Consider the following 14,328-nt stretch of genomic DNA (forward strand, 5'->3'; position numbering starts at 1 on the left):
GCGGGCAAATGTTGCACTACGATTCTTAAAGGCAAATCTACTGAGAAGAGAGGGCAATATGAGTACCAAAGCAGGGCTTCCTACAGAGCGTTGGGCACGGGATTATGTGTTCGACGTGTTAAATCAGTTGGGGATTCACTATATCTTCGGCGTGCCGGGTACCAACGAAATCCCAATTATCGATGGCACGTCCTATCCCGAAAACGAGGTTGAATACATCGAATGTCTACATGAGAACATTGCACTAGGCGCAGCCATGGGCTCGGCACGAATGACCGGCAAACCGGGGGTGATGCTGGTGCATATCACGCCGGGCATTGCCCATGCGATCGGCAATCTGTTCAATGCTTGGCGTTCGCGTATCCCACTGGTGGTACTGTGCGCGCAGCAACAGAATGAGTTGGTGACACAAGAGCCGCTGCTGGCGTCCAATCTGGTGGATCTGGCCAAACAATATACCAAGTGGGCTCATGAGGTGCGGGCACCGGAAGAAATTCCCCTGGTATTACAACGTGCTTTCAAAGAGGCCATGTCACCACCCAATGGGCCGGTGTTTGTCTCCATTCCGTGGGAATACACGATGCGCCGCATTGGGCCAGACGACCGTGTGCCAGGTATTACCCAGATTTCCTCACACTTTACCGGCGATGCTGAATCCATCAAGCAATTAGCACTGCAATTGGCCCAAGCTAAGAACCCGATTATTGTGGCAGGTGATGCGGTGGGCTATGCCAGTGCCTGGCCAGAGCTGCAACAACTGGCTGAACTGGTTGGTGCCCCGGTGCTGTTGCAGTCGTTTAGCAGTGTGGCGAATTTCCCTAACAATGATTACCACTGGCAAGGTGAACTGCCAACCTCGCAAAGCGGCATGCAGGGGGTGTTCAAGGATCATGATGTAGCCTTCCTTTGTGGGTTCAGCAATCAAGCGCAGATTACAATATTCAAATATTCAGATGGTCAGTTGATTCCGTCGAATGTCAAGCAGCTTTATCTCACCAACAATACTTGGGACATTGGCAAGAACTACTTCGGCGAAGTGGCGGTGTTGGGTGACATCAAGGCAACTTTGCCGCTGATCAATGACCACATCCGTGCCAATCCACCAGCCGGTGCCGGTGATCGCAATACTCACCTACGCAAGTTGGATGCAGAGCGTCGCGTCGCCTGGGATGGCTATTTGGCGGATGCGCTGAAGCAGGATCAGATCTGGTCGGTGGTGATTGCCGATGCCTTACGTAAGGAAATTGCCGATCGTGGCTTGAGTAAACAGTTTGTCTATGTGCACGAAGCAGTGTCCGATCCAGCCCCATTCCAGTATCTACTACCGTTGGGGACAGAATCGGCAGCACCGATGAGCTATTACTGTGTTGGTGGTGGTTCGCTGGGGTGGTCAATGCCGGCATCGCTGGGTATCAAACTGGAAAGTCAGGGTGCACAGGGGATCGAAACCAAGTTGGTGGTCAATGCGGTAGGTGACGGTTCATCACTGTTCTATCCACAATGTTGGTGGACGGCTGGGCATCGTAACTTGGCGGTGCTCTACATCATCACCAATAATCATGAGTACCACACCTTGCAGCAAGGCTTGGTGCAGGTAGTACAAGCTTATGGTGATTCACCGGGTTATGGATGGTATCCGAAGACAATGGATCCACCCTACCTGCGCATTCGCGATCCAGCACCGGATTATTTGGCATTGGCCAAAAGCCTGGGCGGGGTCGATGGCGAAGTGGTCGACCATCCCGAAGCCGTACGGGCCGCAATCCGTCGTGGTATTGACTATGTTACCCAGCAGCAGAAGCCATTTCTGCTGGATATGCGGATTGCCCAGGACACCCCGGCGCCACCGTCGACTGACCTGGCACAAGGCGCCAGTCGAAAGCGTATGAGTGCTCAACCACCGTTGAATGTGTTCCACCAATCGGTGAAATCCAGTGGTGTGGTTGGCAACAGTTCAGTCATTTTCTGATCAAGGCATTCAAACGGGACGGCCGGGTACCTGTTCTCGCCCACATGGCGAGAACAGGGGAGATGGCGGTACCCGCTATCGGGCAGGTCTGCAGTGGCCAGCCCGCATCCATTTTGACAAGGAGACCACAGCATGGCCGACGAAAGCATGGAAGTTGCGGTAGTAGGTGGCGGGGTATCAGGTGTCTATAGTGCGTGGCGGCTGAAGCAGGCCAACCCAAGCCAGAAGATTGTAGTATTTGAAATGAGCGACCACATCGGTGGGCGGCTGTTGTCAGTGCGTCCTCCAGATGTGCCGCACATGGTTGCCGAGCTGGGCGGCATGCGTATTTTGCCGGCGGTACAACCGTTGATCACCAAGCTGATCGACGTGTTGAACAATCAACTACCCGCAGATCAGCAAATCACCACTTATGATTTTCCTGTCGACAAGCCGCAGAACATTGCCTATCTGCGCGGTGTGTACCTGCGTTTGTCCGATTTTACGAGTGAGCCGGACAAGGTGCCGTACCAGTTATCCTTCCTGGATCGAGGTGAAACAGCAGGCGGTATTATCGTGAATGCGATCGAACAGATCGTACCGGGTATTACGTCGCCAGATCTGACGGAAGAACAGCGCCGACAAATGGTGCAGGAGGCTACTTTTGAAGGTGAGCCACTCTACCAGCAAGGTTTCTGGAATGTGCTGATGCGGGTGATCAATGGCGAAGCTTATCAACTGGCGCTTGATGCTGGTGGATATGACACCACCTTGACCAACTGGAATGCTGCGGATGCCATCCCCTGGTATTTGTCCGATTTCGGTGTAGACCCGCAATACAAAGGTTTTACCAATGGATTTCAGGAGGTACCGAAGTCTGTTGCCAATCTATTTACTCAAGCCGGTGGTGAAATTCGCCTGGAAACAACGGTTTCGAATGTGAACTGGGTAGATGGTGCATTCGAATTCTTCGCCGGGGCTCAAAAAATTCGTGCCAAGACGCTGATTCTGGCGATGCCACGCCGCTCGATCGACATACTCGCGCAAAGCAGCCCATTATTGACCGAATTCAAGAGTTTGACCTCCACGGTGACGCCTCGGCCATTGTTCAAATTGTTCACGACTTATAAAAGCCCATGGTGGCGTAATGCCGGCTACACGCAGACTCTGCCGGATGGCACATCAGTGTATCTACCGGTGGAAGCGGGCCGGACGGTGACTGATTTGCCGGTACGTCAGGTCTATTACTGGCCCAAGGACGACGGCCAGCCCGCAGAGCAAGGCCCTTCCATGTTGTTGGCTAGCTATGATGATGGCAACAACACAGGTTTTTGGGACGGTCTACGGCCGCAACGTCACCTGCCGAAATCGGCAGGTCAGCATGTTGCCAAAGTGGCAGCCCCATTCTTGGGCACCCACTATCACCTGCGCAATGAAATGGAGTGGTTCCAGTACCAGGCGCCGGTGAAAATGGTGACGGAAGTGACCAGTCAATTGTCCACCGTACACGGATTGATCTATACCCCGGAAGTTGCCAATGCCGCCTTCCGTGACTGGGGTGATGACCCGTTTGGCGGTGGCTGGAACAGCTGGAACATTGGCGTGAAGAGTTGGGAGGTGAAAGAGCGGATCATCAAACCGTTGGATCAGCTTCCCTTGTATATCTGCGGTGAGGCCTATTCCGATGCTCAAGGATGGGTTGAGGGGGCACTGCAGACTGCAGACATGCTGCTGGCGAAATTTGGAATTGCACCGTTATAAATTTCTACATCATTGTCAAACAACAGCCGGGTACCATACCCGGCTGTTGTTTTATAGCGGCAGAAAAACCTGACATGAAGCTGAATGCACAATGACGCATGCGTAAGGGGTAAATAGGTGACCTGATCGGGGCGGAAGCAGATGATGTTACCCATACCTTGGCAAAATGGGTCAGGTTTGAGCAAGGCGTTGCTGCCATTGATGCAATGATGGCCGGGTTGCCGATAATTTCTAGTTCATTTGGCTAGGCTGCCACTACGCCTTCACGCCAGCTGGCAAGTTGACATGCAACCATTAACATCTTGATCTGGATCATTCCCGATTGAAGACGAGGTGTGTGATGAGCCGCAGCAAGATCGATCTGCACGGCATATTGTCGAATTTGCCGCTGTTCAAAGAGCTGGCCCACAACGAAATTACTGATTTTGTCCATGCAACACGCGAAATTCGTGCAGAGCGGGGTACGGTGTTGTTCCAAAAAGGGGACCCGGCAACCGGCCTATGGGTGATCGTGTATGGCCAGGTGAAACTTGCATTTCCGTCTCCCAGCGGGGCGGAGAAGGTATTGCAGATATTTGGTCCGGGACAAAGCTTTGGCGAAGCGGTGATGTTTCTGGAGCGACCGGCGCCAGTCTATGCCGAAGCACTGGTGGATAGCCTGATACTGCACCTGAACAAACAGGCGGTATTCGATGCGTTGTCGCAAGACCCGACCTTTGCACGACGCTTGTTGGCCGGCTTGTCGATGCGGCTGCATCAATTGGTACACGATGTGGAGTCATATAGTCTACGGTCCGCGGCGCAACGCGTGATTGGTTATCTGCTGCAATGCGACCACGATGAAACCGCCACCGAAATCACCATTACGCTGCCTGCCACCAAAAATGTGATTGCCTCGCGCTTGAGCCTGACACCTGAAACCCTGTCACGCATTTTTGCGCAGCTGACCCATGAACAACTGATCGACGTCAATGGCCGTGACATTACCATCCGTGATGTGCCTAAGTTACGGGCATATCAGTAGTATTCCTAGTATGTACGACATCGGTAAATTGACGAGGGTCAAGCTTCTTCGCCGTATTTCCCGCTACAGTCGGCCGCAATGCAATTGATATCCCACCTGCTTGGCATTGGGAATCAACCATGACTAACAATACGCTGGAGGAATACCTATGCTCGCCTGGTTACCCAAGCTTGGCCTACCTACGCTGACCATCAAAGGACGGTCCCTGTTACCCATTGTTCAGGGAGGGATGGGCGTGGGCATTTCCGCTCATCGACTGGCTGGCAGCGTGGCGGGGTGTGGTGCGGTTGGCACCATCGCCAGTGTCGATCTGCGTCATCATCATCCCGACTTGTTGTTGCGAAGCAAAGGATGCCGCGATCCGCAGCAACTCAATCAACTGAATCTGGAAGCGCTTGACCGCGAGGTCAGGATGGCGCTTACCGAATCGTGTGGGAACGGTATGGTGGCTGTGAATGTGATGAAAGCCGTCGATGCTCACGCCGATTATGTTCGCCAGGCATGTGAAAGTGGGGCGCATGCTGTGGTGATGGGGGCTGGCCTGCCGCTTGATCTACCGGAAATGACTGCTGATCACCCACATGTGGCCCGTATCCCCATTTTGTCTGACGTCCGCGGGGTGGCCATCGTGCTCAAGAAGTGGCTGCGCAAGCAAGTGTTGCCTGATGCCGTGGTGATTGAACATCCACAATGGGCGGGCGGCCATTTAGGGGCAGCACACAAAGAAGATGTCATGGACAGCCGCTTCAATTTTGAAACCGTGCTGGAAGGTATCGGCAACCTACTGCGCGAATTGGGTATCGAGCGCGAGCGTATTCCCTTCATTTGCGCAGGTGGTATTTACCGCCATCAACAGGTACGCGATCTGCTGGGAAGAGGTGCCGCCGGGGTGCAACTGGGCACAGCCTTTGCTGTCACAGAGGAGAGCGATGCCCACCCGAATTTCAAGAAAGTTCTGGTAGAAGCCAAACAGGAAGAAATCGTCGAATTCATGAGTGTGGCCGGCTTGCCTGCACGCGGTGTGGCAACACCATGGCTGAAAAACTATTTGCGGCGAGAAAGTCATTTGCAAGCTAAAGCCAAGTGCGATACTGAAAGATGTACCCAAGGCCTGCATTGTTTGACCGCCTGCGGGTTGCGTGATGGATTGAGCCGATTCGGCCAGTTCTGCATCGATACACAACTGGCTGCAGCTTTGCGAGGCGACGTCAGTAAGGGCCTGTTTTTCCGTGGAGCAGCGCCCCTGCCTTTTGGCGACAAGGTTCGGTCGGTGAGGGAATTGATTGAGTACCTGCTGACTGGGTGTGATCCCCAGCCGGCAACCTAGATTTGGAATACATAATAAGAAAGCCCGCATGATCGGGCGGCACGCTGGAGTAATACATGATGAACGTACCTGAATTGTTGCCTGCGCGACGGCGGTTGACAGTAAAGATTGTCGGTCTGTTGATGGCATTCATGGTGCTGGCACTTTGCGCAGTTGGGTCAACCTTACTGTTGTCCTGGCAGCTGGAAGGTGGCTCAGCTGCGATCAACGATGCTGGCAGTCTTCGTATGCGTTCTTACCGGGTATTGGAACTGGTATCGCGTGCCCGGATGACTGAAGATGCCAAGCAATTGCAGCAGCGTATTGCCACCGAGATTTCGGTGATCGACGCCATCTTCAGGACTTTGCATGCTGGTGACCCGATCCGTCCACTGTTTGTACCGGGTACAGAGCCGGTCTTGAAGCAATTGGCCGTGACCTATGACACGTGGCGTTCGCAGATTCGGCCTGCATTGATTGCAGATGATTTGTCGCTACCTCAGTTACGGGATCAGATTGAACGGTTTGTTGAGCATATCGACAATGAAGTGCACCTGATCGAGCATGAGAACTCGCGTCGTACCACCTTTTTGCGTGCATCGCAGATGGGGTTGATTGCCCTGGGGGTAGCCAGTACGGTCTGTGTCATCTATCTGATGTTTCTGATCATCATTCGCCCCGTCAATCGTTTGCAGTCGGGTATTCAGGCCATGGCTAATGGCGATTTAGGTGTGCGTGTGCCGGTGGAAAGTCAGGATGAGTTTGGTCAATTGACCGATGGATTCAACCAAATGGCCGCTCGCTTGCAGGATGTGTACAGCACGCTGGAGCGGCGCGTCGAGGAAAAAACACTGTCACTGGCCGAGAAAAATCGCGAGCTGGAAAGTCTTTACGAAATGACAACCTTCCTCAACCGTCCAGGAAGCGTGGAGGAATTGTGCCGTGGTTTTTTGCAGCGGGTGATGCGCATTTTCAGTGCTGATGGCGGGATGGTCAGGGTGGCGGACCCGGCCAATAGCAATTTGCATGTGGTGATTCATGAAGGTTTGTCAAAGGAGCTGGTTGGTCAGGAGCATTGTTTGAACATTGGTGATTGCCTATGTGGGGAGGCGGCCAGGGATGGTGTGTCGGCTATACATGACATGCGTAAGGTGCAACTGTCCAATCGCGACATCAATTGCAAAAAGGATGGTTTTGTTACGGTTTCCATTTTTCAAGTGATGAGCCGTCATCAGCCAATCGGGCAGTTCAACCTACATTTTCGTCAACCCTATGCGTTTTCCCCGCAGGAAATCCAATTATTGGAAACCGTGGGTCAGCATTTGGGTGTAGCGATTGATAATCGTCGTATGGCTGCCCGTGAACGTGAATTGGCGATATCGCGTGAACGTAATCTGATGGCTCAAGGCTTGCATGACAGTATTGCGCAGGGACTGACTTTCCTGAATCTACAAGCGCAAGTGCTGGAAGAAGGTATCAAACGGCATGACTGGGCGGAAGTAAGCGACACGATGCCATTGATTCGCGCTGGTATTCAGGAAAGCTACGAGGATGTGCGTGAGCTGCTGTTGAATTTCCGGACCAAGTTGGGACAGGAAACCTTACAGGATGCGATTCGTATTACGCTGGAGAAATTCCAGCGACAAACTGGTGTCATTACTGATTTTCTGCAAGACGGTTTTGGGGCACCTTTGCCGCCGGAACATCAGTTACAGCTGCTGTTCATCGTACAGGAGGCACTATCCAATATCCGCAAGCACGCCAAGGCGCAGCATGTGACCGTTCAGTTGAATGATGCACAGGATCTGGAATTGATCATCCACGACGATGGATGTGGTTTCGATCCGGATGTGGTCAAGGCCAAAGGTGAGTCTCATGTAGGGCTCAGCATCATGCGGGAGCGGGCACAACGGATAGGCGCATTGTTGGAACTGAATACTCGGTTGGGGCAAGGGGTCACTTGGCGGGTATGGCTGTCACGAGAACAGCGTATGGCTGCTTGAATAATATGAGAGGGATCGGATGTACCACGGAGAACGCCTGAATAGCATCACCCATCTGGTTGGCGCGGTATTCAGTGTTGCTGGCATGGCCATTTTGCTGACACTTGCCGCGCAACAAGGCGATATCTGGAAACTGGTCAGTTTCAGTGTGTACGGCAGCATGCTGGTGCTGCTCTACAGCTTTTCGACGCTGTATCACAGTCTTCAAGGGCCGCCCAAGGCTATCTTCCAGAAACTGGATCATGCTGCCATCTATTTGCTGATTGCTGGCACCTATACTCCGTTTACCTTGATCACTTTACGTGGCCCGTGGGGCTGGGCACTGTTTGGTGCCAACTGGGGCTTGGCATTGATCGGCATTGTGCAGGAACTGTGGTTGGGCAAGCGAACTCGCATTCTGTCGCTGGTGATCTATTTCATCATGGGCTGGATGGTACTGGTCGCAATCAAGCCACTGACAGCAGCATTGCCCACAGGCGGCTTGGTGTGGCTGACACTGGGTGGGCTGCTTTACACGGTCGGCATCGTTTTTTATGCACTGGATGATCGCATGCGCCATGCCCATGGTATCTGGCACCTTTTTGTACTGGGTGGCAGTGTGTGCCAGTATTTATGCATTCTCTTTTACTTGGCGTGACATTATGAGCAAACCGATTCGTATTCTGCTGGTCGATGACCATACCTTGTTCCGCAGTGGTATCAAGGCACTACTATCTCGCCAGCCGGAATTTGAAATTGTCGGCGAGGCATCGGACGGGGTCGAGGGGGTGAAACGTGCTGTCGTACTTCGGCCGGATGTTGTGTTGCTCGATTTGAACATGCCCGGCTTGTCCGGTATTGAGGCGGTACAATTGATTGTGCAGGATGCACCGGATACGGCTGTGATCATGTTGACGGTATCGGAGGATGCCGATGACCTGGCTCGCGCATTGAAGGCGGGTGCACGGGGCTATCTATTGAAGAATATTGATGCCGATTATTTGAAACAGGCCATTCAACGCGCTGCAGCGGGTGAAGCGGTGATGGCTGAGGCGATGACCAGTAAGCTGATGCAGCAGTTCCGTACATTGTCTTCGCAGCCGGTGGTAGTGACGGAGAAGGAAAAACTGACACCTCGCGAGCGAGAGATACTGTTGTTTCTGGCTCGCGGTGAAAGCAACAAGGAGATTGCCCGTGAGTTGAATGTAGCGGAGAGTACCGTCAAGATCCACGTACAGAACATCTTGAAAAAGCTCAATCTGACCAGCCGTGTACAGGCTGCTGTATATGCGGTGGAGCACGGTTTGAACCTGAGTAGTGGAGCCAATGGATGAGCAAGTCAGGTAATACATTGCTGAGCGAAATCCCCACATTGGATGAGCCGTTGGCAATGTTGGCGGCCTGTCACGGCAGGGTCAGGGCATTTTGCAACACTTTGCTTCGGTTGGCTGACTACTTGCCGGAGCATGGGGCAGATCAACAAGCTCAACAAGCTGCACGCAATATCCTGCGCTATTTTGATGTGGCTGCCCCTAAGCACCATGCAGATGAAGAGCAGGACTTGTTCCCTGCTTTGATGTATGCCCTTGCTGATCGCGACGACCCTGACGCGGCTGCGTTGCGCACGACGATTGCGAGCCTGTTGGCCGAGCATGTCGAATTGCATGGTTTATGGCTGCAATTGCGCACACCGTTAATACAAATTGCAACTGGCAAATCTGCAGTTTTGCCAATGGCCACTACCTTTGCCAGCCGTTATCAGGCTCATGCTGATCAGGAAGAGGCTGAGGTATTTCAGGCTGCTGAATTGTTACTGGATGCAGAAATGATAGAACAGATTTCGGGTGCCATGACCACCCGTCGGCGCGATTGAATCCCAGCGTGTTGTTTTGCAGCAATCTGTTTTTCTTCTCAGCAGTTATATTGCCTAATTTATATACTGAAACATCTCCCAATTTGCCGAGGGTTGTGTCGTGGTGGTGTGGCGACATGTAATGCGATGGGTAATGCTGGTGTTTTCCTTGCTGGCGGGATTGCCTGTGGCCGGGGAAAGCTTGCTGGTGGTACGTGGAGATGGCGATTATCCACCCTATGAAAGTATCCGGGGTGGCAAATTGTCAGGCAGTAATATTGAGCTGGTCCAAGCTGCGGCGGCAGAGGCAGGCTATCAGCTGGAGATCCGCTCGGTTGCGTGGACCCGTGCCTTGGAGATGGTCAGGCTGGGGCTGGCCGATGCCGTGACCTTTGTAAGCAAGACGGTGGAGCGTGAGGCTTACATTCTTTACCTACCAGACAATATCTTGACGCCGATTACTTTTGGTCTCTTTGGCAAGGCTGGTGGTAACTGGCCCAAGGAGTGGGGTGGTGATCTGACCAGATTGAAAGGTTTGCGTATTGGCACATTACGTAACTACGCCTATCCGGAAGTATTTCGTCAGGCTGATTTCTTGAATCGTTTCGAAAGCCCTGGCGACAATACACTTTTACTGAAAAATCTATTGGCCGGGCGTGTGGATCTGGTGATATCGGATATCAACGAGTTTCGCTTTGCTGTCAGTCAGGGCAAGGTGCATGACCAAGTGGTGGAATTACAGCCAGCCTTTCCCAGTACGACGGCTTACCTAGGTTTCTCGAAGGCTCGTGGTGGTGAAGCCGCCAGCCGTATTGCTGCTGCCATGGCAACACTGAGGCGACGTGGCGACTATCAACAGATTCTGCAGCGCCATCAGAACCCTTGAACTGTAAGAGCGTGAGCGGGACTGCTTGATACGTATCAAGGCGAGTATCAATCGGCAAATCTATGCTGGAAGCAATTCATTCTGGATTGTTTCATGATGAGCATCCGCGACTATCTTTCGGCCGATCACCAACGTTGTGACGATTTTTTCCACCATGCGGAGTTGGCAGCCAGTACGGGACAATGGCCTGCCTGTATCAAACAAATGACAGCCTTTCAGCAGGCTTTATTGCATCATCTTCAGCTTGAGGAAGAGAGTCTGTTTCCAGCATTCGAAGCGGCGACAGGGGTGCAACATGGCCCAACTCAGGTGATGCGCATGGAGCATCAGGATATGCGCGGCTTGGTGTCGGATTTGCTGCTATCAGCGCAACAACAAGATATGGATGGTTTCCTGGGATTGGCTGATACCCTTCAAATCATGATGCAGCAACACAATCTGAAGGAGGAAAATGTATTGTACCCGGCTGCGGATCGGGCGCTTGCAGCCGATGCTGGTGAATTGATGGCTACGTGGTCGACAAGAGTATGCGTATGAGCCGTGAGCGTTTTCTGGATGTAGCTTGGCTGGAGCCGCCTGAGCCAATGGAGCGTTCACTGACCGAGCTTGAGAGCTTGACCCGTGATGAAGTCCTGGTCATGCGTATCCATCGTCAACCTTATATGCTGTTCAATATGCTGCGTCAGCAAGGCTATACCTATTCGTGTGAGCCTACCCCAGATGGCTTGTTTCAGGTACGTATCACTTTACCTGTAGCCTCGCCTGACTAGCACACGACACCATCTATCATGCCTGCGGCCCCTTCTTTTGACGCGGCTTTACCTCTCAACGTATCACTGCGCTTCTTTCTGACTGCTCCCTTGTTTGGCATGTTGGCAGCCATCTGGTTCATGATGACCGGGGCCGAGATCATGTTGAGTCGATGGCATCCGGCTACGCTGGCTTGGGTTCACCTGCTGACACTGGGTTTCATGCTGCAGACTATGGTGGGTGCCGTGTTGCAATTACTGCCGGTCGTGGCCGGCGTCCGTTTGCCATCTCCTGTGCGACTGACCGCGTTGATTCATGGGTTGCTGGTCATTGGTACTTTGACATTAGCAGCTGCTTTCTACTGGCCAAATGGCGGGCTGTCGATCCTGGCTTGGGTAAGTCTGCTGTTGGCGTTTGCAATTACCCTTGCCATGGTTGGCTATGGCTGGCGGGCCACGGGTGTGCGCGACGATACTGCAATTGCCATTGCGATGGCCGTGCTGGGTCTGATCGTGACGATTGGACTGGGGAGTATGCTGTTCGGCTATCGAAATGGCTGGTGGTCACTGAAGTGGATTGGTATGACGCGACTGCATGTTGCTTGGGGATTGGTGGGTTGGACCGCCATGCTGGTGTTGGGTGTGGCCATGACTGTTGTGCCGATGTTCATTGGCGCACGTCGATTGCCTGTATGGCTTGAACGACTGCAAGCGCCGATATTGCTGTTGATGCTGGTGCTGTGGAGCCTTGTACAATCGGGCTGGTCAGGCAGGTTAGCTCAAGCTATGGTGGCGCTAGTGATGATTGGGCTGGCTGGTCGGTGGCTATGGGCCATTGCGAAAAGTCGTCGTCCGATAGATGTGACTCGCCGCTTCTGGCAGCTTGGTTTGCTTTCATTCATGTTTGCCGCAATGGTATTCAGCTTATCGTTGCCAGGTCTGAATCCAGCCACCGAGCATTGGATGCTTGGCGTGTTGCTGATTGATGGTTTCGCAATTTCCATCATTTGTGGCATGTTGTACAAGATCGTGCCGTTTCTGGTTTGGCTGCATCTTACCCAAGCCAGTCAACGCCGTTTTGCGGTACCCAATGTCAAACAGCTGATGCGGACAACCACTGTGGTTTGGCATTGGCGGCTGCATTTGGTTTGCCTTATGTTATTGCTGATAGCGCCGTGGTTGGAGCGTTGGGGAAGGTTGATTGGGCTACCGTTGTTGGCAGCCCATATGCTGCTCGGGTGGAATCTATACTATCCTATTCGCCGATATCGCTCGGCACTCTTGGTCATTCGGTTGGCCTAAAGTTGATTGGACGGGGTGGACCACTGTGTCAGATCGATCTTGTCCGGAGCAATTTTGCTACCATCCGGGAGCTGTGCGATTGGGCGGTATGGATTCTGGCCTACGGACGGTATAGCGTTCATGGCCTCGAAGACAGACGGATGCAGGGTCTGACTCTGTTGAATGCGTCGTTTGGTTGCCTCCAGGCCTGACATCTGAATGAAACGCCCAATTGTTTTGAACTTCTGCAAAAACTCACTCAGCGAATCCCGTTCGCCTTCCAGAACGTTACAATCGTTGTAACCTGGCAGGGTTGGAAGTGGAACGCAAGCCAAACCGGCGCGGTTGACTTGGCTCATCATCCAAATACGCGTGATATTTGATAAGTCGTCTCCTTCATAGCCGCCGCCGATATTGGTATGCACACCTCGGAACCATACTTCGTTGACGTGTTGATTTGGCGAACATTGCCAATTACTCTGCACAAATTGTTTACGTTGCTCATCCAGCGCCAAAGCGTGTGCTACGTAGCGAACATTGGCCGGGCTGATCTGATGAAATGCGTTTACTGTTCGTGCCATGGCCAGCGACCCAACTGTATCCCATAGCCCCAGAAAATCGATTGGTACGGTCTTCACCCAATGGACTGGTGAAACGGCACCTGTGGACGGAGCTCGACCATTCCGGTAGCAGTCATAAAGAGCTAATAAGGTTTCCTCCTTCAACATGCGCGTCCCCAGCGGCATGCCGACGCAGTTGATAAAACCTGCCAGACTACGGACTGCAAATGCCCCGCGACTGAAGCCAAAAGCCATGATGCGGTCGCCCGGGCGCCAATAGCTAGTTAAGAAACGATACGCATCACGTATGCGTTCGGAAGTCCCGGTGCCTGTGGCGCCGTCCCATACTTGTAAAAACCGACTGTTGCTTTCACCTCCCACACCGTTCAAGTAAATGGCAGCACCGGGTCCAAATCCGGATGCCAATGTTGCAACGGTGCCATACGCGTTGTCATCATAGGAGCAGGTGTCTCTTGCTGGCAGGACTTGCCCAGTAAAAAATTCCCAGGTTTTTACGACATTGGATGGAGTAACACCTTCTTCTTTGGTTACCGGGTCTTCATCTGTCTGTCCTGGATTGTTCCAAGTGCCGTCAATACAAACAATCCACGTCTGGTTGGTCATAATGTCCATCTCCTGGTTGATCGCATTAATACGGTAATACTGATCCACGGCAGCCAGCGGGCTGGTGGAGGTGAATAGCCGATTCATTATGGATCGCCCACGCTTGATCTGTTGCATTACGATGAGGCAGGAAGCATGTGTTACGTGCCTTTGACGTAGGTTGTAAAAATAAAATTGTGGTAGATTAATAGGTTAGTGGAAATTAACGAAAATGGCTTGAGGAAGGTGTTGACGAGTATGAAGAGGGTGAGTATAGTTCGGCCTCTCTCGCAGCGACGCGGCGAAACGAATAGATGTTTTGACTGCGCAACTGAATGATCTTTAACAAAAAAATACAGTCGATAAGCGTGGGCGC

At 52.6% G+C, this 14,328-nt stretch carries 13 protein-coding genes; 12 read left to right on the top strand and 1 reads right to left on the bottom strand.

Translation table 11 applies throughout. From position 1 onward, the window contains the following. The first annotated feature begins 58 nt into the window (after positions 1-58). The 12 genes from FFS57_RS20515 to FFS57_RS20570 all read left to right on the top strand — a co-directional run bounded on the left by FFS57_RS20515 (position 59) and on the right by FFS57_RS20570 (position 12,810). The gene (locus FFS57_RS20515; RefSeq protein WP_137939694.1) at positions 59-1,969 is read left to right on the top strand and encodes a thiamine pyrophosphate-binding protein; all 1,911 of its coding nucleotides are present in this window, start codon (positions 59-61) and stop codon (positions 1,967-1,969) included. A 132-nt stretch (positions 1,970-2,101) separates the two neighbouring features. Further along, a complete protein-coding gene (locus tag FFS57_RS20520; protein ID WP_137939695.1) occupies positions 2,102-3,709 on the top strand; it encodes a flavin monoamine oxidase family protein in 1,608 nt (535 codons plus the stop codon). 340 nt (positions 3,710-4,049) lie between these two features. Then, the gene (locus FFS57_RS20525) at positions 4,050-4,733 is read left to right on the top strand and encodes a Crp/Fnr family transcriptional regulator (protein ID WP_137939696.1); all 684 of its coding nucleotides are present in this window, start codon (positions 4,050-4,052) and stop codon (positions 4,731-4,733) included. A gap of 148 nt (positions 4,734-4,881) precedes the next feature. Next, positions 4,882-6,060: an NAD(P)H-dependent flavin oxidoreductase gene (locus FFS57_RS20530; RefSeq protein WP_137939697.1), complete on the top strand. Its 1,179-nt coding sequence runs from the start codon at positions 4,882-4,884 to the stop codon at positions 6,058-6,060. 56 nt (positions 6,061-6,116) lie between these two features. Then, positions 6,117-8,042 (top strand): type IV pili methyl-accepting chemotaxis transducer N-terminal domain-containing protein, encoded by a 1,926-nt coding sequence (locus FFS57_RS20535; protein ID WP_249384092.1) that lies wholly within the window; start codon positions 6,117-6,119, stop codon positions 8,040-8,042. A gap of 19 nt (positions 8,043-8,061) precedes the next feature. Further along, complete coding sequence (gene trhA, locus FFS57_RS20540; protein ID WP_137939698.1) at positions 8,062-8,679, top strand: PAQR family membrane homeostasis protein TrhA; 618 nt, start codon at positions 8,062-8,064, stop codon at positions 8,677-8,679. 4 nt (positions 8,680-8,683) lie between these two features. Further along, positions 8,684-9,355: a response regulator gene (locus FFS57_RS20545; RefSeq protein WP_171014105.1), complete on the top strand. Its 672-nt coding sequence runs from the start codon at positions 8,684-8,686 to the stop codon at positions 9,353-9,355. Beyond that, positions 9,352-9,894 carry a hemerythrin domain-containing protein gene (locus FFS57_RS20550; RefSeq protein WP_249384093.1) on the top strand — a complete coding sequence of 181 codons (543 nt, stop codon included), beginning with the start codon at positions 9,352-9,354 and terminating at the stop codon, positions 9,892-9,894. The genes FFS57_RS20545 and FFS57_RS20550 overlap by 4 nt, the downstream gene beginning before the upstream one ends. A gap of 121 nt (positions 9,895-10,015) precedes the next feature. Then, complete coding sequence (locus FFS57_RS20555; protein ID WP_137939699.1) at positions 10,016-10,759, top strand: substrate-binding periplasmic protein; 744 nt, start codon at positions 10,016-10,018, stop codon at positions 10,757-10,759. A 93-nt stretch (positions 10,760-10,852) separates the two neighbouring features. Further along, positions 10,853-11,296 (top strand): hemerythrin domain-containing protein, encoded by a 444-nt coding sequence (locus tag FFS57_RS20560; protein WP_137939700.1) that lies wholly within the window; start codon positions 10,853-10,855, stop codon positions 11,294-11,296. After that, a complete protein-coding gene (locus FFS57_RS20565) occupies positions 11,293-11,529 on the top strand; it encodes a DUF2249 domain-containing protein (protein ID WP_171014106.1) in 237 nt (78 codons plus the stop codon). The genes FFS57_RS20560 and FFS57_RS20565 overlap by 4 nt, the downstream gene beginning before the upstream one ends. An 18-nt stretch (positions 11,530-11,547) precedes the next feature. Continuing rightward, positions 11,548-12,810 (top strand): hypothetical protein, encoded by a 1,263-nt coding sequence (locus FFS57_RS20570; RefSeq protein ID WP_137939702.1) that lies wholly within the window; start codon positions 11,548-11,550, stop codon positions 12,808-12,810. Here FFS57_RS20570 and FFS57_RS20575 read toward each other — a convergent pair. Further along, complete coding sequence (locus FFS57_RS20575; RefSeq protein ID WP_171014107.1) at positions 12,807-14,060, bottom strand: phospholipase effector Tle1 domain-containing protein; 1,254 nt, start codon at positions 14,058-14,060, stop codon at positions 12,807-12,809. The two genes, FFS57_RS20570 and FFS57_RS20575, sit on opposite strands and share 4 nt — an antisense overlap. Positions 14,061-14,328 lie beyond the last annotated feature (268 nt).

It is taken from the genome of Chitinivorax sp. B (genome assembly GCF_005503445.1).
Classification (GTDB): Bacteria; Pseudomonadota; Gammaproteobacteria; order Burkholderiales; family SCOH01; genus Chitinivorax.

Coding starts and splice junctions, on each gene's coding strand:
- FFS57_RS20515 (WP_137939694.1), top strand. CDS start 59: ATGAGTACCAAAGCAGGGCTTCCTACAGAGCGTTGGGCACGGGATTAT.
- FFS57_RS20520 (WP_137939695.1), top strand. CDS start 2,102: ATGGCCGACGAAAGCATGGAAGTTGCGGTAGTAGGTGGCGGGGTATCA.
- FFS57_RS20525 (WP_137939696.1), top strand. CDS start 4,050: ATGAGCCGCAGCAAGATCGATCTGCACGGCATATTGTCGAATTTGCCG.
- FFS57_RS20530 (WP_137939697.1), top strand. CDS start 4,882: ATGCTCGCCTGGTTACCCAAGCTTGGCCTACCTACGCTGACCATCAAA.
- FFS57_RS20535 (WP_249384092.1), top strand. CDS start 6,117: ATGATGAACGTACCTGAATTGTTGCCTGCGCGACGGCGGTTGACAGTA.
- trhA (WP_137939698.1), top strand. CDS start 8,062: ATGTACCACGGAGAACGCCTGAATAGCATCACCCATCTGGTTGGCGCG.
- FFS57_RS20545 (WP_171014105.1), top strand. CDS start 8,684: ATGAGCAAACCGATTCGTATTCTGCTGGTCGATGACCATACCTTGTTC.
- FFS57_RS20550 (WP_249384093.1), top strand. CDS start 9,352: ATGAGCAAGTCAGGTAATACATTGCTGAGCGAAATCCCCACATTGGAT.
- FFS57_RS20555 (WP_137939699.1), top strand. CDS start 10,016: ATGCGATGGGTAATGCTGGTGTTTTCCTTGCTGGCGGGATTGCCTGTG.
- FFS57_RS20560 (WP_137939700.1), top strand. CDS start 10,853: ATGATGAGCATCCGCGACTATCTTTCGGCCGATCACCAACGTTGTGAC.
- FFS57_RS20565 (WP_171014106.1), top strand. CDS start 11,293: ATGAGCCGTGAGCGTTTTCTGGATGTAGCTTGGCTGGAGCCGCCTGAG.
- FFS57_RS20570 (WP_137939702.1), top strand. CDS start 11,548: ATGCCTGCGGCCCCTTCTTTTGACGCGGCTTTACCTCTCAACGTATCA.
- FFS57_RS20575 (WP_171014107.1), bottom strand. CDS start 14,060: ATGAATCGGCTATTCACCTCCACCAGCCCGCTGGCTGCCGTGGATCAG.